13 protein-coding genes are annotated in these 15,125 nt (G+C 71.6%); 10 read left to right on the top strand and 3 right to left on the bottom strand.

Annotated elements, in window-relative coordinates:
- Window positions 1-4: 4 nt before the first annotated feature.
- The 7 genes from IPI43_33575 (at window position 5) to IPI43_33605 (ending at window position 7,092) form a co-directional block, all read left to right on the top strand.
- A complete protein-coding gene (locus IPI43_33575) occupies window positions 5-2,038 on the top strand; it encodes a hypothetical protein (protein MBK7778993.1) in 2,034 nt (677 codons plus the stop codon).
- A 2-nt stretch (window positions 2,039-2,040) separates the two neighbouring features.
- Window positions 2,041-2,532 (top strand): UDP-N-acetylglucosamine--LPS N-acetylglucosamine transferase, encoded by a 492-nt coding sequence (locus tag IPI43_33580; protein ID MBK7778994.1) that lies wholly within the window; start codon window positions 2,041-2,043, stop codon window positions 2,530-2,532.
- Complete coding sequence (locus IPI43_33585; GenBank protein ID MBK7778995.1) at window positions 2,529-3,044, top strand: glycosyl transferase family 28; 516 nt, start codon at window positions 2,529-2,531, stop codon at window positions 3,042-3,044. Before IPI43_33580 ends, IPI43_33585 begins: the two co-directional genes overlap by 4 nt.
- On the top strand, window positions 3,041-4,090 hold the full coding sequence (locus IPI43_33590; protein ID MBK7778996.1) for a hypothetical protein: 1,050 nt from the start codon (window positions 3,041-3,043) through the stop codon (window positions 4,088-4,090). The genes IPI43_33585 and IPI43_33590 overlap by 4 nt, the downstream gene beginning before the upstream one ends.
- A 10-nt stretch (window positions 4,091-4,100) precedes the next feature.
- Entirely contained in the window at window positions 4,101-5,339 is a 1,239-nt protein-coding gene (locus IPI43_33595; GenBank protein ID MBK7778997.1) for a glycosyltransferase family 4 protein, read from the top strand.
- Between the two features lie 32 nt (window positions 5,340-5,371).
- The gene (locus tag IPI43_33600) at window positions 5,372-5,803 is read left to right on the top strand and encodes a hypothetical protein (protein MBK7778998.1); all 432 of its coding nucleotides are present in this window, start codon (window positions 5,372-5,374) and stop codon (window positions 5,801-5,803) included.
- 74 nt (window positions 5,804-5,877) lie between these two features.
- Window positions 5,878-7,092: a hypothetical protein gene (locus tag IPI43_33605; GenBank protein ID MBK7778999.1), complete on the top strand. Its 1,215-nt coding sequence runs from the start codon at window positions 5,878-5,880 to the stop codon at window positions 7,090-7,092.
- A 12-nt stretch (window positions 7,093-7,104) separates the two neighbouring features.
- Here the strand turns inward: IPI43_33605 and IPI43_33610 are convergent, their stop codons facing one another.
- Together IPI43_33610 and IPI43_33615 are read right to left on the bottom strand one after the other, a co-directional pair.
- Window positions 7,105-9,063 (bottom strand): hypothetical protein, encoded by a 1,959-nt coding sequence (locus IPI43_33610; GenBank protein ID MBK7779000.1) that lies wholly within the window; start codon window positions 9,061-9,063, stop codon window positions 7,105-7,107.
- Between the two features lie 46 nt (window positions 9,064-9,109).
- Window positions 9,110-11,020 carry a hypothetical protein gene (locus tag IPI43_33615; GenBank protein ID MBK7779001.1) on the bottom strand — a complete coding sequence of 637 codons (1,911 nt, stop codon included), beginning with the start codon at window positions 11,018-11,020 and terminating at the stop codon, window positions 9,110-9,112.
- 86 nt (window positions 11,021-11,106) lie between these two features.
- Between IPI43_33615 and IPI43_33620 the strand changes: the two genes are divergently transcribed.
- Genes IPI43_33620 through IPI43_33630 form a run of 3 tightly spaced genes read left to right on the top strand, consistent with a single transcriptional unit; the run spans window position 11,107 to window position 14,078 of the window.
- Entirely contained in the window at window positions 11,107-12,624 is a 1,518-nt protein-coding gene (locus IPI43_33620) for a hypothetical protein (protein MBK7779002.1), read from the top strand.
- A 49-nt stretch (window positions 12,625-12,673) separates the two neighbouring features.
- Window positions 12,674-13,270: a PhnA domain-containing protein gene (locus tag IPI43_33625; protein MBK7779003.1), complete on the top strand. Its 597-nt coding sequence runs from the start codon at window positions 12,674-12,676 to the stop codon at window positions 13,268-13,270.
- Between the two features lie 49 nt (window positions 13,271-13,319).
- On the top strand, window positions 13,320-14,078 hold the full coding sequence (locus IPI43_33630; GenBank protein MBK7779004.1) for an O-methyltransferase: 759 nt from the start codon (window positions 13,320-13,322) through the stop codon (window positions 14,076-14,078).
- 1 nt (window position 14,079) lies between these two features.
- Here IPI43_33630 and IPI43_33635 read toward each other — a convergent pair whose 3' ends face one another.
- Window positions 14,080-15,120 carry a hypothetical protein gene (locus tag IPI43_33635; protein MBK7779005.1) on the bottom strand — a complete coding sequence of 347 codons (1,041 nt, stop codon included), beginning with the start codon at window positions 15,118-15,120 and terminating at the stop codon, window positions 14,080-14,082.
- Between the last annotated feature and the right edge of the window lie 5 nt (window positions 15,121-15,125).

Below are 15,125 nucleotides of genomic sequence, written 5' to 3' on the forward strand. Positions count from 1 at the left end.
CAACATGAGCCGACGAGCAGACCAAGACATGGACGAAGACGAGGGCGGCTCGAAGCGCGCGGGGTCACCGCTCGATGTGCGTCGCATCGTGCGCGTGGTGTGGCGGGCCAAGACCTGGGTGGTGGGCGCCGCGCTGGTGGGCCTGGTCATCGGCGTGCTCGTGGCCAAGTTCGGGGTCGGTCGGTCCTACCTCACGTCGGCCGTGGTGCGTTACGAGGGCCTCCCCGGGCAGAGCTTCCTCGAGGCACAGCAAGACCTGCCCTCGCTCGCTTCGGTGGCGCTCACGGACCGCTTCGTGCTCGAGATGCGCGAGCGCGCCGGGCTCGAGGACGTCCATGTGGACGCCATGCGCGCCATCCTGCAGGTGTCGGCGGACCAGGGCACGCGGCAAGTCAGCTTCAACGCTTATGGTGAGACTCCGGAACAGGCGGCCAACCTCGCCAACAGCGCGGTGGAGCTGTTCCTCCAGCACCACACCGAGCTGCGTGAGGCCTCGTTGCGCGCAGAGCAGGCCAGCGTGGCCGAGCGCATCAGCGCCACGTCCATCGAGCTGAACGACGCGCGCACCGCATACGACACGTTCCGCTCCGAGCACGGCATCAGCGAAATGAACGTGGAGCAGTCGCAGGTCATCGCGCAGGCGGCGGAGCTGCGCACCGAGGCCACCCTGGCAGCGGCCGAGGTGGAAGCTGCGCGTGCGCGCGTGCGTCAGCTCACCGCATCGCTCGAGGAGGCGCCGCGCTCGCGGGGGACGGGCGGGGGAGCGAACACCGCCAGCCGGCGCGTCGAGGACGCCCGCGTGGTCGAGCTCGGCCAGCGCCTGCGCGAGGCGCGTGGTCAGGGGCTGGGTGAGTCTCACCCGCAGGTGCAGTCGCTCCAGCGGCAGGTGGCCGCACTCCAGCGGCAGCAGCGCGAGGGGGCCGCCGAAGACTCGACGGGCGTCGCTCGCACGGGTGGGTCGAGCGCCCTGCAGGTGGAGCGTCGCACCAACCTCGAGGCGGCGCAGACGGAGCTCGAGACCCTTCAGTCACGCCAGACCACCCTCGAGCAGCTGGCCACCGCCGCCGAGGAGCGCGGCAACCGCTTCAGCGACATCGAGTCGCAGGCCGCGAGTCTGTTGGCGCAGGTGAACGTGAAGGGCGCGCTGGTGGAGAGCCTCACCGAGCGCGCAGCGAACATCGACGACCAGCTGCACGACATCCCCACCGGCTTCCGCAGCGTGTCGAACGCCATCCCGCCCGAGAACGCGGTGCCGTCCAAGAAGAAGAAGATCATCGCGCTCGGGGTGCCCTTGGTGTTCGGCCTGCTGGCGCTGCTGGTCGTCGTGGCGCGCGACCTGAACGGTCTGCGGCTGATCGCGCCGCCCGAGATCGCCTGGTGGGGCGAGGGGCCGGTGGTGGCCACCTCCAGCTGGCCACGCAACAGCGAGGCGTTCGACGACCTCTTGGCCGACCTCGAGGAGCTCATGCGCGACAAACGCGGGGAGCTCTTGCTGGTGGGCGCCACCGAGATCGAGCGGCAGCTGGCCGAGACGCTCACCATGGTCATCCGCCAGACCTGGCGCGGCGTGGTGCAGGACGAGCACGAGGCCGTGATGTCCCCAGCGCGCAGCGCGCAGGGTGGCGCGACCAGCAGCCTGGGGAGCACCACGAGCAGCTCGGGCGAGCCGGAGCGCCACGTCATCGGCAACGTGCTGCCCATGGGCCGGCGCACGCGCAACAGCCCCCCGGGCGGCTTCGCGGCGGTGCAGGCCGACGACACTGGCGGCATCCGCATCAGCCACGCGCTGCGCGTGTCCACGTGCACTTGGGACGGCCAGCGCGGTGTGGCGGCCCTGCGTCGCGCGGCGCGGCGCTCCGATGGCGTGATGGTGCTGGTAGGCGCGGGCATCAAGGCTTCGGAGCTGCGGCGCGTGCGGCGTGAGCTGGCGTTGGACGGCGGCGTGGCCTTCGTGCTGCTGGCGGTGTCGGACGCGGTGGCGCGCCAGAACGACCGCGCGGGCCACGTGGGCGACTTCCTGAGCGGGTTCGCGGGCTGAGCATGGGCACGCACGGCGCAGCAAGGCAGGCCTCTTCGCCACGCCGGCAGAAGGTGCTGGCCATCAGCTCGGGGGGCGGACACTGGGTCGAGCTGCTGCGCCTGCGCCCGGCGTTCGACGGGCACTTCATGGTGTTCGTGACGGTGGACGAGACCTACCGCGCGCACGTGGGCAGCGCGCCGTTGCGCGTGGTGCCGGACACCACCCGCTGGGACCGCCTGGGCATGCTGCGCTGCGCAGCGCAGGTGCTGCGGGTGCTGCTGGAGGAGCGGCCCGACGTGGTGGTCAGCACGGGCGCGCTGCCTGGCTTCTTCGGCGTGGTGCTGGGGCGGGCGTTGGGGGCACGCACCATCTGGGTGGACAGCCTGGCCAACGTGGACGAGCTGAGCATGAGCGGGCAGAAGGTGGGGCGCTTCGCAGACCTGTGGCTCACGCAGTGGCCCGAGCTGGCACGCCCGGGTGGCCCGCGCTTCGCGGGGAGCGTGCTCGGATGAAGCTGCTGCTCACGGTGGGCGCGCAGATGCCCTTCGACCGCTTGGTGCTCGCCATGGACGCCTGGGCGGCGGCCAACCCGAGCGCGCGGGTCGCGGCGCAGATCGGCGACTCCACGGTGAACGCCACGCACCTCGAAGCGCAGCGCTTCCTCGAACCGGCGCGCTTCGACCTGGCCTGCGACGAGGCCGACGCCATCGTGGGGCACGCGGGCATCGGCACGCTCTTCGCGGCGCTCGAGCGTGGCAAGCCCGTGCTGGTGCTGCCGCGCCGCGCGGACCTGCGCGAGACGCGCAACGACCACCAGCTGGCCACGGCGCGCCGCTTCGGGGAGCGCCCAGGCGTGGTGGTGGTGTGGGAAGAACGCGAGCTGCCCGAGGGGCTCGAGCGTCTCACCGCGCTGGTGCGCACCGCTTCGGGTGTGGCCGAGCCGCCGCGCCGCGAGGGGCCCCTGTTCGATGTGATTCGAGACTTCGTCGACACGGGCGCGCTGCCGCCGCGAGGGGCTTCATGACCACACGGCGTCGCTCTTCTTTTTCCGGGCGGGGCGCTGGGCTGGCAACGCTCCTGGCCGCGCTCGCTCCGGCCGTGGTGTTGGCGGCGTGCAGCGGCGCCGCGGGTGCACCCGAGAGCGGCGCCGTCACGGGCTATCGGGAGCCACCCGCTCCGAACATCTTTCGGCCGTTCGCCGACAGCAGCCCCTGGAACACCCCCATCCCGGCGGGCGTGGCGCTGCGCCCCGACAGCGCCACGCTGGTACAGCACCTGGCCGAGAGCTCCGAGTGGCCGGGCCTCAGCGTGTCCATCCACCCATGGAGCGTGCCCGTCTACTGGGTGAATGCCAGCACGCCCTTGGTGGACGTGCACACGCCGCTCGGCAACGAGGGCGAGAACCTCACGCTGCGCTGGCCCGTGCCCGCGGGCGCCCAGGCAGCTCCCGAGGCCGACGGACACCTCACGCTCGTGGACGTGACAGCGGGGCGCGCCTACGACTTCTTTCAAGCGCGCCCGCGCGCCGACGGCGGCTGGGACTGCACGCTGTGCTCGAGCGTGGACCTGCGGGGCAGCGGCGTGCGCCCCCCCAAGGGCGGCCCCACCGAGTGGTACGCCTCGCACGGGTCGCGCGCCTGTGGCTTCCCATTGATGGCCGGGCTCATCACGGCGGCCGAGCTGCGCGCCGGAGAGATCCGCCACGCGCTGGTGCTGGCCTACCCCGGCCTTCGCCAGCGCTGGTTCGTGTCGCCCGCCAGCACGGGGCACCCGGCCAACGGCATCATCTCCGAGAGCGAGGGCGTGCCCTGCGGCGGTCGCCTGCAGCTGGACCCTTCGCTGGACGTGGACACGCTGGGCCTCTCGCCGGCGGGGCGCACCGTGGCGCGTGCGCTGCAAGTGTACGGCGCCTACGTGGGCGACTTCTCGGGCTCCATCAACGTGTACGCGGACGGGTCCCCCGACGCGCGCGAGGCCTTCGCCGGGGTGCTCGAGAGCGGCAGCACGGCGGGGCTCGACGTCTCGCGCCTCCGAGTGGTCGAATGGGGCACGCTCACCCCCGACGGATGAGAGCATCAACATGAAGAAGCTCTGCGTGCTGTACATGGCCGGCGCTGGCGATGCCAAAGCGGCTTTTCAGGCTTGGGCCAACCACTCCGAGCTGGAGGCGATCACCCACGTGGGCTATTCGCACCAGTTCTTCGATGCGTGCGCGGAGGTCGGCGCGTCCGTTCTCGCACTCACCACACACGCAAACGACAGCGACGCGCAGCACGGCGAGATGCGTGTGGAGAAGATCGACGACTACCTGGCCGGGACGCACGGCCTCGCGTACCACGCGGCGCAGGTCATCCTGGCGGCCGCCATCATCAAGCGTGCCGTCGCCTTTCGCGCCAACGTCGTCGTCATCGGGGGCGAGCCGCACCCGGAGTTGCTCGCTCCGCTCCAGCTCCTGGGGGTGCGTGTCGTGCTAGCTCATCACTGCGTCTTGTGGCCGGCGTTTCAACCGCGCAGCACCAAGTCACGCGTCCTGTTCCACACCCAACGGCCGTTCTACCGCTTCCACGGCGACGCAGTCCTCAGCGCGTCGAGCATGGTCAGCGCCCAGGTGCAGGACATCGCAGGCGAGCGCACGATCCCAATCGTCGAGTTCTTTCCTCTGTTTCGCTCCGACCTCTTCTCGGACATCCCGGATCCGGAGGCATCGCGACGGCCGTTTCGAGTCATGTTCGTGGGTCGCGTGGAAGCCAACAAAGGCGTCTTCGACTTGATGGAGATCGCCCGGCGCCTGCGCGCCGCGCAACGCAGCGACATCGTGATCGACATCTGTGGGAGCGGTGCCGCATCCGCCGCCCTCGAGGGTCAGGTGCGCGAGCACGGCCTGCAAGACCTGGTGGTGCTGCACGGCTGGTGTGATGCCCAGAAGCTGCGGTCGCTGCAGATGCAGAGCCACGCGGCGATCGTTCCGACGCGGACGGACTTCGTCGAGGGGTTCAATCACGTCATCGTGGAGGCGCTGCTCGCTAGGCGGCCCGTGGTGACCTCGAAGGTGTGTCCTGCGGTCCACTATCTGTCGGGCGGAGTCACGCTCGCGCACCCCGACGATCCGGAGAGCTACTTCCAGCAGCTCGTGAAGCTCGTCGACGATCCCGCGCACTACCGCACGCTGCAAGCTGGCGCGCGTGACGCTGGCCGCGAGTTTCTCTCTGACGAGAACAGCTACCGTCAGGGCGTCCGCCACGTGCTGACGGCGTTCGCTGCCAATCAGAAGCCGGCGCCCCACATCATTGCGCCGGTTGCGCGGCTCGGCCCCGATTGATGAGCGGGCCCACACGGGCGTACCCTCGTGGCATGGCCGACGACGAGCTCCCTCCCCTGGTGCCCCGCGGCGTGTGGATGGCGCTCGGCCTCGCGGCGGCGCTGGCCGTGGCCTACGGCGTCGCGCAGTATCGGGCAAAGCCTGAAGCGGCGCTCGCGCTCGCGTTCTTGATGGACGTGAAGAACGAGGCCCCGAGCGCGGCCGAGCGAGCGGCCGGAGACGCGCTCCGCGTGGTGCAGGGCGAGCGCGGCGAGAGCAGCCCGGCCTTCGGCGTAGCCCGCGACAGCACGTCGTTCCAGGACGTGGGCACCACCGTGGAGTGGGGCTCGCGCTGCATCGAGGTGCACGCCTACGGCACCGTGCGGCACAACCTGTGGGTGGAGATCCTGGAGGAGCCCCGCGGCTTCCGCGTCACGCGTGTGCTGACCACGACGCCGTACGACGGGCCCTGCTCAGCCGACTGAGGGCCCTCGGGCGGCTCACCGCGCGGACGCATTTGTTGGGCTTGCGGCACGCCGCGCGTGATCCTCTGGCCAGCATGCACTCCACCAGTCCTCGGCAGATCACGCTGCGCTGTCTCGTCGCTCTCCTGATCTCGCTGGGGCTCATGGCCTGCTCGGACGCGGCCCCGACCGACGAGGCGCAGGCCACGCCCACCCCGCGAGCCGAGGCCCCCCTCGAGGTGGACCTCGACGACCCGAGCACGTGCGCCAGCTGCCACGCCGCCGTGGTGGCCGAGTGGGAGAGCTCCATGCACGCGCACGCGCACCACTCGCAGGACCCCATCTTCGCCGCGCTGCGCAGCCTGCGCATGGAGCGCCAGGGCGCCGCCATCGCGAACGAGTGCGGCAGCTGCCACCACCCGCGCGCCGCCACCGAGCCCGACGCGCCGCTGGCCGCTCACGGCGTCTCGTGCCGCAGCTGCCATGGCGTGGACGAGGTGCGCGCGGGAGCGGGCCACGCGGCGCTGACCTGGGCCGAGGGGCGCCTGCTGCGCGGTCCACACGACCTGCCGCCCGATGCGTCCCCAGCGCACGGCACGGGTCCTGCGGCGGCGCACCTCACGGACGGCCGCACGCTGTGCAACACCTGCCACCGCGAGGCGCACAACCCAGCTGGCATCCCCACGTGCAACACCGGCAACGAGCTGGCGGCGAGTGACCCCAGCGCCACGTGCACGGGCTGCCACATGCCCACGGTGGACGGGCCGAGCGGCGCCGTCGGGGGCCGCCCCAGCCACCGCAGTCACGGCTTCCTCGGCCCGCACGCGGCCTGGCGCGGCGACGACGCGCTCCTGCGCAGCGCCGTCGAGCTGAGCGCTGCGCTCGAGGGCCGCACCCTGGTGGTCACCCTGCGCAACCGCTCGGGACACGCCTTCCCCTCGGGCTTCCCGGGCCGTCTGGCCGTGCTTCAAGCCGTTGCCAAGGCCGCCGACGGCCGCGAGCTGTGGCGCGCGTGGCGGGAGTCGCCGAGCGAGGCCCCCACGCTGATGCTGCGCCAGGTGTTCCTGGACGCTGCCGGGCAGCCCACCATGGCGCCCTTCGCCACCGCGCTCGGCCCGGACTCACGCCTCACACCGGACGAGACACGCACGCTGCGGATCGCGCTGCCGCCCGAGGCGCGCACCGCCGCGAGTGTGGACGTGTCGCTGCGCTTCTTCCTGATCGCCCCCACCGCCGCGCAGGCGCTGGGCCTCGCGAACACCCCCGAGGCCACGCCGCGCCTGGTGGCCGAGGCCACCGCCATGCGTTGAGCGGCGCTCGCGTCAGCGGGCAGGAGGCTCGCCCGCGTCGAGGAGCCGAACGCCATCGAGCGCGACGCTATCCAACCAGCGCGCCTCCGGGCGGTAGTGATCGCGCGGCAGCACCACCACGCGGTCGAAGCCCGTGCGGGCGGCTTCGGGCACCGGGAAGGGCGCGTTGCCCTCGGGCGCTACCACCTCGGCCAAGCGCTGCGTGCCCCGGTAGAACCACAGCTCGCGGCGGTCGGGCGGGTCGAGGTACACCATGATCGTCTCGGCCCGTTGCACGCGACCGAGGTCCACGTGAATGCCCATGTCGCGCACGGGCACGCGCCCGTGAACGAGCGTCGCCGGGGTGGCGTGGGTGGCGTGCCAGAGCAAGTAGCGATCCACGTCCAACCCCTCCGTGGCGTCGTGCGTCAGCAGCCACGCGATGGCCTCCCAGCGCTCGCGCGTGAAGAGCGGGCCGTTGGTCAGCAGGCGCACGCGCTGCCAGAGCCGGCCCAGGACCGGGTCTTCGAAGTGGTCTTCCCCGGTGCGCTCGCTCTCGACATAGCCCGGCGGGATGGGGCGCGGGAGGTGGCCCGCGCGGAACCTGGGCATGCGGAACGCGGGCAACCGGGAGAGCAGTGGATCGGCCAGCGCGAAGGGGTCCAGCAAGTGGACATCGGGGCCTACATAGAACCCAAAGAAGCCAGCCTGCGCGCCCTCCATCACGCGCCGCTGACCGCTGGCCCGCACCTCTTCGGCGATCCGTCGCGCGTGGGCGCCCGAGCCGAAGGTGCCGGGGCCCCGACCGTCGAGCCACGCCTGGATACTCAGGTCGGCCCGGTAGAAGGCGCGCTCGTCGTACACGCCATAGCTGAAGTCCAACAGCTCCTGCGTGGTGGGCTCTGGGCGACAGGGGTGCGCGTGCAGGAGGAACACGCCCACGTGGGCGCCGAGCACGCCCAGCGTGGCCAGCGTGCGCGTGACGCGAGCGCGGCGCGCGGGGAGCGGCCAAGGCGTGTGCGCCGTCACCACCAGGATCGCGGACAGCGCCACCCACGGCGTCCAGAAGCGGCCCAGCATGAAGTCGCCTCCGATGCTGACCACATAGGTGGTGTGCAGCGTGATGCCCACCAGCCACGCGGCGGCGCTGCCGCCACCCGGGTGCGTGCGGCGTCTGCGGAAGCGCGCGATGGCCGTCCACGTGCCCGCCAGGATCAAGACCACGGCGGCCGGATCGCGGGTCACCAGCAGTTGCAGGTAGTGCAGGCCCACCGGCCACGTGTGACGTGCGGGCAGCTGCGCGCCCAGCTTGGCGAGCGCCGTGTTGGCCACCGGCGTGCCGTAGTAGACCAGCGCGAACGCGTACCACGCGAGCACCGGCAGGCCCGCCAGCAGCAGGCGCTTGGCCGTGATGACGGCGCCCTCCGCGCTCATCGTGCGCAGCGCGTGCAGCGCCACCAGCGGCACCATCAGCAGCACGCCGTCGGGGCGCGTGAGCTGCAGGAGCCCCGCGAAGAGCGCGAGCCGCCCTAGCCGCACGTCCGAGCGGGTGGCCTCGAGCGCGGCCAGCAGCAGCCACAGGTGCGTGAGCGGGTTCTCGAGGCCCGAGGTGGCGAAGTCCGTGAACGACGGTGAGCCCGCGAGCAGCGCGGCCACGAACACCGCCCGCCACGGTGCCTCGCGCGCGTGCCAGGCGAGCCCCAGCACGAAGGCGAACGTGAGCGTGAGCCCCAGCAGCATGGGCGTGAGGAAGTACTCGCGCGTGACCCCGATGACGGCCACCTCCAGCACGAACCACGCCGGGTGGGTGTAGACCTGCACACGCTGGCCCGTGTTCCAGACGGCGCCGCGCCCCTCGACCACGTTGTCCACCACGCGCAGCGTGATGAACGCGTCGTCGCTCACCCAGGCCTGCAGCGCGCAGGGCGCCACGACCCCGAGCGCGAGCAGGAGCGGGAGGGCCCAGGGTCTCTGGCGCGAGGGGCGAGCCACGGCCGCTGCTTACCCCGTCCTGGTGTGAATGACCATCCTTGGGATCCTACGGCGACACCACGCCCAAGTAGTGGTACGGGCCCGGCCGCTCGAGCGGGAGGATGCGCACGTGGCTGACGGCGCCGCTGCGGATGGGGACCGTCAGCACGCAGCCCGGGGCACCGTTCGTGGCGCGCTGCGCTACGACTCGCTCAACGAGCACGCGCTCGTCGCCGCGAAACAGCTGCGCCTCGTAGTCACGGCAGGGGGACACGCGCGCCACCCAGCGCTGCGCCACCGGGGCTGCAAAGCGCACGTCCAACCCCGAGTCGAGGAAGCGCACGGGCTCGGGGGGCTGCTCCACGCTTCGCACCAGGTCGCCGTGGACCATGCGCTCCGTCAGCCGCGGCGAAGGACGAAAACGATGCAGACGCAGGATGTCGTCGAATCGCTGCCGCGAGAACACCGGCCCGTGCGTGACGCTGCGCACCAGGTCGAACAGCTCACAGAGCTCCGGGTCGTCCATGTGACAGCGCCCATCTTCGACGGACTGCGGGTAGCCGCGCGGGATGGCGCGCCGATAGTGCCCCACGTGCCAGTCGATGTTGCGTGCCGCGGGGAGACGCGCCAGGAACGCGTCCGAGAGCGCGTACGGGTCCACCAGGGTGGCGCCACCGGCAGCCGCGAAGCCCGCGAAGCCGATGTTGCGCGCGAGGTGCACGCCGCCCTCGGCACCCATCGAGCGCCCACGGTCCGCCCACTCGTGACGTGGCGGGGGCGAGGATGACCGCGCCACCTCGAGGAGCGCCGTGGCCCTCCAGTAGAAGGCTTGCTCCACCGTGACCCAGTGGGTGCTGTGGAGGGGCAGCGGGCCGGCCGGGATCGGGAGACCCAAGGAGCGGGCGAGCGGCGTGGCCACGTGGTCGTGCGGGAGCACGCCCAGCACGGCGATGAGCCCGACCAACGCCGCGCGGCGTCGCGTGGTGCGGGTGGCGAGCTCGAGGTGTTCGTCGCCCCAGGCGGACACCAGCCACAGGACGGCCCCGGCGACCAGCACGGGTGTGGTGAAGCGGCCCGCCATGAAGTCGCCGCCCACCGACACCACGTAGGCCAGGTAGAGCAGCACAGACCCAGCGCATGCGACCATGGCCCGGCGCCCATCGCGCAGCGCCGCAGCGACGCCCAGCGCGGCCAGCGCACTGCCCGGCGGGTCGAAGGTGACCGTGGTCCAGAGATAGCTCACGCCCTGCGCGATGACCTCCGTGCGCGACGTCCCGTGCGCGAGCTTGGCGTACGCGGTGTTGGGAACCGCCGAGCCGTAGTACACGAGCGCGAAGAGCGACCACGCGAGGAAGGGCAGGACCCCGAGGGCCGCGTCAGCGAGCGCGCGCAACCGCCCGCGCTTCCTCGCGTCCTCGTAGAGGCGCAAGAGCATGGGGGCCACGCAGAACAACACCGCGTCCATGCGGCAGAGCGCCACGCCGCTGGCCAGCAACGCGAGGCCACGCAGCGAGGTCCCCCGGACCACGCCAACGTAGAACGCCGCCAAGAGCAAGTGCGTGAGAGGCGCCTCGAGGCCAGACGTGGAGAAGTGCACGAACGCCGGCGACACGGCGAGCACCACGAGCACCGGCCACACCCGCCTCGGAGACTGGATACGCGTCATCACCAGCGCCAGCAGCGCGGTGCACAGGAGCCCCGCGCCGAGGAGCGCCGCGTAGGCGCTCACCCCCACCGCGCGCGCGAGCACCAGGAGCGCAAGCCAGAGCGGGTGCGTGGACGCCTGGACGCGCTCGCCAGGATTCCACACGAGGCCATCGCCCCGCAGGAACGCCTCCACGGTGCGCATGGTCACGTAGGCGTCGTCGCAGACCCACGCGTTGAGCAGCACCGTGCCCGCCAGGGTGACGCAGGCGAAGATGACCAGGGCCCGCTCGGTTCGTGTCGTTGAGTCTCGAATCACAAGGTCCACAGTCACTCAGCCGGCCTCGCAACCACAGTGTCCCACACCGGCTCTGTACAGTGAGAGCGTATCCACGCCCGCCTAGCATGGGTATACGGGAGATGACTCGTACCCTGCTTCGTTTTTCTCCGCTGCTCCTGCTCGCGCTCCTCGGGGTTGCCTCGGGCTGCAAGAGCGGCTCCCCCGACCGCGCGTGTGACCTGGCCGCGCCCGACTGCAGCGACGGCTTCGTGTGCCTGGCGGTAGACGGCGCCGACGCCACCTGCACCGAGGTGTGCGACCCCTCCGTGGCCGACGTGTGCGGTGATGGCCTGGTGTGTGACCCCGTGGCCAGCGGCGAGCACGCGTGCTTCGCGCCGGTGTTCGTGGACGGAGACGTGACTGACGCATCCGACGGAAGCGCCATCGAGGGCGCGCGCGTGCTGGCCGCCAACAACGCCGGCTCGGTCGTGACGCGCGTGGCCATCACCGACGCGGCGGGGCGCTACCGCTTGGCGGTGCCCGTGGTGCGCGACGCCATGGGCCTGCCGGTCTCGGGCACGTTCACGCTGCGCGTCGCGGCGCAGGACTACCTGCCCTTCCCCAGCGGCTTCCGGCCCGCGCTGCCCATCGACGCGAGCGAGGCGGTGGCGGTGACCGACGTGGGCTTCGTGGCCGACAACGGCAGCACCGACGTGGTGCTCATCGGCGTGCCTGACGCGCAGGTGGGCCTGCCCAGCGTCAGCGGCGTGGTGGGCGGGGACAACCCGTCCGGCACGCTGGTGGTGGCCGGGTGCGACACCGCGCCGTGCCCCTTCGGCTACGCCGACGCGGACGGCTCGTACGTGATCTACGGCGTCGCGGCCGGCACCTACACGGTGCGCGGCTACCGCGCGGGCAGCTCGCTCGACAGCGCCGAGGTGACCGTGGCCGCCGCCGCGCTGGCAGGCGTGGACCTGGCCGCCAACGAAGACGCGCTGGCCACCGTGTCGGGCTCGCTGCAGATCGTGAACGCGCCGGGCGGCAGCGTGACCAGCGTGGTGCTGATCCCGGAGTCCACGTTCGTGCAGATCACCGAGACGTTCGTGCGCGGCGAGGTGGCCCCCGGCCTGCGCGCGCCCGAGCCGGGCAGCGCCGTGAGCATCAGCGGCAACTATGTCATCGAGGGCGTGCCTGCTGGCCGCTACGCCGTGCTGGCCGCGTTCGAGAACGACCTCTTGGTGCGCGACCCCGACCCGGGCATCGCGGGCACGCAGATCGTCTTCGTGGACGTGGCGGGCACGGACATCACCGTGAGCGAGAGCTTCAAGGTGACCGAGGCGCTCGAGATCTTCTCGCCCGGCGCCGACGAGCCCACCGAGGTAGCCAGCGGCGCCACGGTGACCTTCGAGTGGAACGACGACTCGAGCGAGCAGAGCTACGACATCCGCGTGTACGACGTGTTCGGCACCGAGGTGTGGCAGAACACGCAGCCCGGGTTCTCGGGCGGCGGCAACCCGAGCGTGGACTACGCGGGCCCGCTCGAGCCGGGCATGTACTACCAGTGGCGCGTGGAGTCGCGTGATGGCGGCGGCGACCCCATCTCCGTCAGCGAAGACCTCACCGGTGTGTTCTTCGTGACGGCGGCCGTCGCGCCCTGAGCGAGGTGCGCCTTGCGGTGTCGGTGGCGATGCCGCAAGACGCGCCCTCATGAGCGACTCGAGCGTGCTTCTCCCAGCCCTGCGCACGCGCGCGGGCTCCCAGTGTGAGCTCTGCGGAGCGGCCGACGCGGAGCACGTGTTCCCCGTGGGGCCCGAGGCTCCCGGCAGCGCACCGAGCGAGCGCGCGATTCTGCTGTGCGCCGCGTGCGACGCCGCCGTGGTGTCCCCCGCCGCCAACGCCGCCGCGCTGCGCAGCCTGCAGCAAGCCGCGTGGAGCGAGGTGCCCGCCGTGCAGGTGGCTGCGTTTCGCTTGCTGCACGCGCTCCCCGACGAGGCCTGGGCCGTGGACCTCTTGGGCCAGCTCTACCTCGACGACGAGACCCTGGCCTGGGCGCAGGCGGGCCTCGGTGGCGGCGCCGCGGCTGGCGACGGCGCGCGCCCCACGCTGGACAGCAACGGCGCCGTGCTGGTGGACGGTGACTCCGTCACGCTCATCAAGGACCTCGAAGTGAAGGGCGCAGGCTTCACCGCCAAGCGCGGCACGCTGGTGAAGAACATCCGCCTGACCGACGACCCCGAGCTCATCGACGCGCGCGTGAACAAGATCGCCATCGTGCTGAAGACCTGCTTCCTGAAGAAGGCCTGAGTGGCCTGAGCCCATCGGCACGGGTCCCGGGGCCGTGTAAGCTTCCGGGATGACGCGAGCCTGGAAGAAGGTGCCGTTCCTGCGCTGGTCGTTCTGGCGCATGGCGCTCGGTCGCAAGCAGCTGCTCACCACCTGGCAGGTGGGCGACGGTCGCGAGGAACGCCTGGCGCAGTACGTGGCAGCGAACGCCCGCCAGGGGGACCTCGACGACGTCATCCGCGTCATCGACCAGTACGCCTACGACGAGGCCTTCCTCATCAACGTGGGCGACGAGAAGGGCGCCATCCTGGACGCGGCGGTCCGGCGTGCGCAGCCCAAGCGCGTGCTCGAGCTGGGGACGTACTGCGGCTACAGCGCGCTGCGCATGGCTCGCGTGGCCCCCAGGGCGCACATCCACTCCATCGAGTTCAGCGCCGACAACGCCGGCATCGCGCGCCGCATCTTCGAGCACGCGGGCGTGGCCGACCGCATCACCGTGGTGGTGGGCACGCTCGGCGACGGCGGCGCCACCCTGAGCCAGCTGCGCAGCGAGCACGGCTTCGGCACAGGTGTGCTCGACTTCGTGTTCGTGGACCACGACAAGGCGGCCTACCTCCCCGACCTCGAGCGCGTCTTGCAGGAGGGCTGGCTGCGCCCGCACGCCATCGTGGTGGCCGACAACATCAAGGTGCCCGGCGCGCCGGACTACCGTGCGTTCATGCTGGCGCAGGAGGGCAAGCGCTTCCGCACGCGCGAGCACGAGACCCACCTCGAGTACCAGAGCGTGATCGCGGACCTGATGCTGGAGTCCGAGTACCTCGGAGGGTGAGCTACGGCGCCTGGACGCCCGCGAGCGGGTCACCCAGCACCACCTGCCAGGCCACCTCTTGCATGACCGGCACGGCCGCTGCGGGGGGCGGCGGGATCGCCTCACCAAAGCGGTTGGTGGTCGCGGCCGGCAGGCCCACCGGGCTCCTCCGGAAGATGGTGGCGTACTGCACCATGGCGATGAAGTACCAGCCCGTGTTCGTGAGGTGCACGTCGTCCGTGAACAGGTCGCGGAGGTTCGTGATGCCGGGGACCTGGCCGGCTTCGATGCGGTCGTGGAGGGCGGCCATGGCACGCCCGCCGGGGATCAAGAGCACGTCGCGGCCGGGGTGTGCAGCGTTCACGTCGGTGATGATGGAGGCCCACAAGGCGCGGTCACTGTCGAGCTGCGCGCGCCAGTTGGACACCGTGAGGTAGTCCCAGGTCTCGTAGAGGTAGGCCTGCACGTTGGGGTTCTGCGCGTGGGCCAAGGCCAGGAAGCGGCCGAAGTTGCCCGAGCTGTCGGCCCCCGCGATCTGCGAGGCCAGCGGGATGGCCTCGGTCATGACCAACACGTCGAAGGGCTCTGCCGCCAGGGTGGTGCGCGGGTTGTGGCCCTCGGCGCGCTCGGGGTGCTCCCACTGCCAGGCCAGGTTGGCGCCGATGCCGATGGCCGCCTTGTAGTTGTAGGTGGCGCCAGCGTGCGTGCTGAAGTTGGCGATCATGGCGGGCGCCTGCCAGCCCTGCAGGCTGTGGCCCAGGAAGAACACGTTGGCGCTCGTGAGCGGCGTGCCCGGGTCTGGCAACACCACGGGCGGCTGGCCATCGCGCGGGGGGGCGGTGTCGCGCGGCGTGGCGGTGGCGTCGGTGCTGGCTTCGCTCGCGGGCCGCGTGCTGCACTGGCTGGTACCGGCGACCAGCGTGAGGAGCAAGGCCGAGCCCAGCAGGCGCACCACGGGCAAGCGGCGCAAGCGGGACGCGAGCCCCGTGTGCGCCAGGAGCTGCGGGTGGGCCGTGGCCCGTGAGGGCGTGGTCGGCTCGGAGGTGGGGTTGCTTCGCATCATGATCG

The organism is Sandaracinaceae bacterium, from assembly GCA_016706685.1.
Classification (GTDB): domain Bacteria; phylum Myxococcota_A; class Polyangia; order Polyangiales; family Houyiibacteriaceae; genus JADJJE01.

Bases quoted from the DNA above. Each gene is read 5' to 3' on its own strand.
- IPI43_33575 (MBK7778993.1), top strand. From the start codon at position 5: ATGAGCCGACGAGCAGACCAAGACATGGACGAAGACGAGGGCGGCTCG.
- IPI43_33580 (MBK7778994.1), top strand. From the start codon at position 2,041: ATGGGCACGCACGGCGCAGCAAGGCAGGCCTCTTCGCCACGCCGGCAG.
- IPI43_33585 (MBK7778995.1), top strand. From the start codon at position 2,529: ATGAAGCTGCTGCTCACGGTGGGCGCGCAGATGCCCTTCGACCGCTTG.
- IPI43_33590 (MBK7778996.1), top strand. From the start codon at position 3,041: ATGACCACACGGCGTCGCTCTTCTTTTTCCGGGCGGGGCGCTGGGCTG.
- IPI43_33595 (MBK7778997.1), top strand. From the start codon at position 4,101: ATGAAGAAGCTCTGCGTGCTGTACATGGCCGGCGCTGGCGATGCCAAA.
- IPI43_33600 (MBK7778998.1), top strand. From the start codon at position 5,372: ATGGCCGACGACGAGCTCCCTCCCCTGGTGCCCCGCGGCGTGTGGATG.
- IPI43_33605 (MBK7778999.1), top strand. From the start codon at position 5,878: ATGCACTCCACCAGTCCTCGGCAGATCACGCTGCGCTGTCTCGTCGCT.
- IPI43_33620 (MBK7779002.1), top strand. From the start codon at position 11,107: ATGACTCGTACCCTGCTTCGTTTTTCTCCGCTGCTCCTGCTCGCGCTC.
- IPI43_33625 (MBK7779003.1), top strand. From the start codon at position 12,674: ATGAGCGACTCGAGCGTGCTTCTCCCAGCCCTGCGCACGCGCGCGGGC.
- IPI43_33630 (MBK7779004.1), top strand. From the start codon at position 13,320: ATGACGCGAGCCTGGAAGAAGGTGCCGTTCCTGCGCTGGTCGTTCTGG.
- IPI43_33635 (MBK7779005.1), bottom strand. From the start codon at position 15,120: ATGATGCGAAGCAACCCCACCTCCGAGCCGACCACGCCCTCACGGGCC.